At 64.1% G+C, this 1,547-nt stretch carries 1 protein-coding gene; it reads right to left on the bottom strand.

All coding sequences use genetic code 11. The features are described 5' to 3' along the window. A partial coding sequence (locus JV551A3_RS02480) for a helix-hairpin-helix domain-containing protein (RefSeq protein ID WP_133978302.1) occupies positions 1–1,547 on the bottom strand: 1,547 nt, incomplete at both ends.

The raw sequence follows: 1,547 nt of genomic DNA on the forward strand, positions 1-1,547 counted from the left end.
TGATCAATTTCTCGGACCGCGCCGAAATGTGCACCAGGCCGTCCTGGTGCACGCCGATGTCAACGAATGCACCGACGTTGGTGACGTCGGTCACCACCCCTTCGAGGATAATGCCCGGTTCCAGGTCCTTGAGGTCTTCGACGCCGTCCTGGAAGGTGGCGGTCTTGAACTCGGGGCGTGGGTCGCGGCCAGGCTTGTCCAGTTCCTGGAGGATGTCGGTGACGGTCGGCAGGCCGAAGGTTTCATCGGTGAACTTCTTCGGGTCCAGGCGCTTGAGGAAGCTGCTGTCACCAATCAGCGAGCGAATGTCGCGGTCGGTGTCGGCGGCAATACGCTGCACCAGCGGGTAGGCTTCGGGGTGAACCGCGGAGGCATCCAGCGGGTTGTCGCCGTTCATGACGCGCAAGAAGCCGGCGGCCTGTTCGAAGGTTTTCTCACCCAGGCGGCTGACCTTTTTCAGTGCCGCACGAGTGGCGAACGGGCCGTTGGCATCGCGATGGGCGACGATGTTCTGCGCCAGGGTGGCGTTGAGGCCGGAGATGCGCGTCAGCAGCGCCACTGACGCTGTGTTGACGTCGACGCCCACGGCGTTCACGCAGTCCTCGACCACGGCGTCCAGGCCACGCGCCAGTTTCAGCTGGGATACGTCGTGCTGGTACTGGCCGACACCGATGGATTTCGGGTCGATCTTCACCAGTTCGGCCAGCGGGTCCTGCAGACGGCGGGCAATCGATACGGCACCACGGATCGACACGTCCAGGTCCGGGAATTCGCGGGCGGCCAGCTCCGAGGCGGAGTACACCGAAGCGCCGGCCTCGGAGACCATGACCTTGGTGATCTTCAAGGCCGGGTATTTCTTGACCAGTTCGGTCACCAGCTTGTCACTTTCGCGGCTCGCGGTGCCATTGCCGATGGCGATCAGTTCCACCGAGTGCTTGGCGCACAGCGCGGCCATGATGGAAATGGTGCGGTCCCAGTCGTTCTTCGGCGCGTGCGGGTAGACCGTGGTGTGGTCCAGTAACTTGCCTGTGGCATCGACCACGGCGATCTTGCAGCCGGTACGCAGGCCCGGGTCGAAGCCCAGGGTGGCGCGAGGGCCGGCCGGGGCGGCCAGCAGCAGGTCGTGCAGGTTGTGGGCGAACACATTGATCGCCTCGCCTTCGGCGTTGTCGCGCAGCTCGCCGAACAGGTCGGTTTCCAGATGGGTGTACAGCTTTACCTTCCAGGTCCAGCGCACCACTTCACCCAGCCACTTGTCGGCAGGGCGGTTGCGGTTCTCGATGCCGACATGGTTGCTGATCATGAGTTCGCAAGGGTGCAGGGTGCCGGGCAGTTCCTCACCGACTTTCAGCGAGGCGCTCAGCACGCCTTCGTTACGCCCGCGGAAAATTGCCAGGGCGCGGTGCGACGGGGCGTTGCGCAGCAGTTCGTCATGGGCGAAGTAGTCGCGGAACGTGGCGGCTTCTTCTTCCTTGCCGGGCACGACACGGCCGCTGAGCAACGATTCCTGCTTGAGGAAACTGCGCAGCTTGTCGAGCAGGGCGGCG

The organism is Pseudomonas inefficax, assembly GCF_900277125.1.
In the GTDB taxonomy this organism is placed as follows: domain Bacteria; phylum Pseudomonadota; class Gammaproteobacteria; order Pseudomonadales; family Pseudomonadaceae; genus Aquipseudomonas; species Aquipseudomonas inefficax.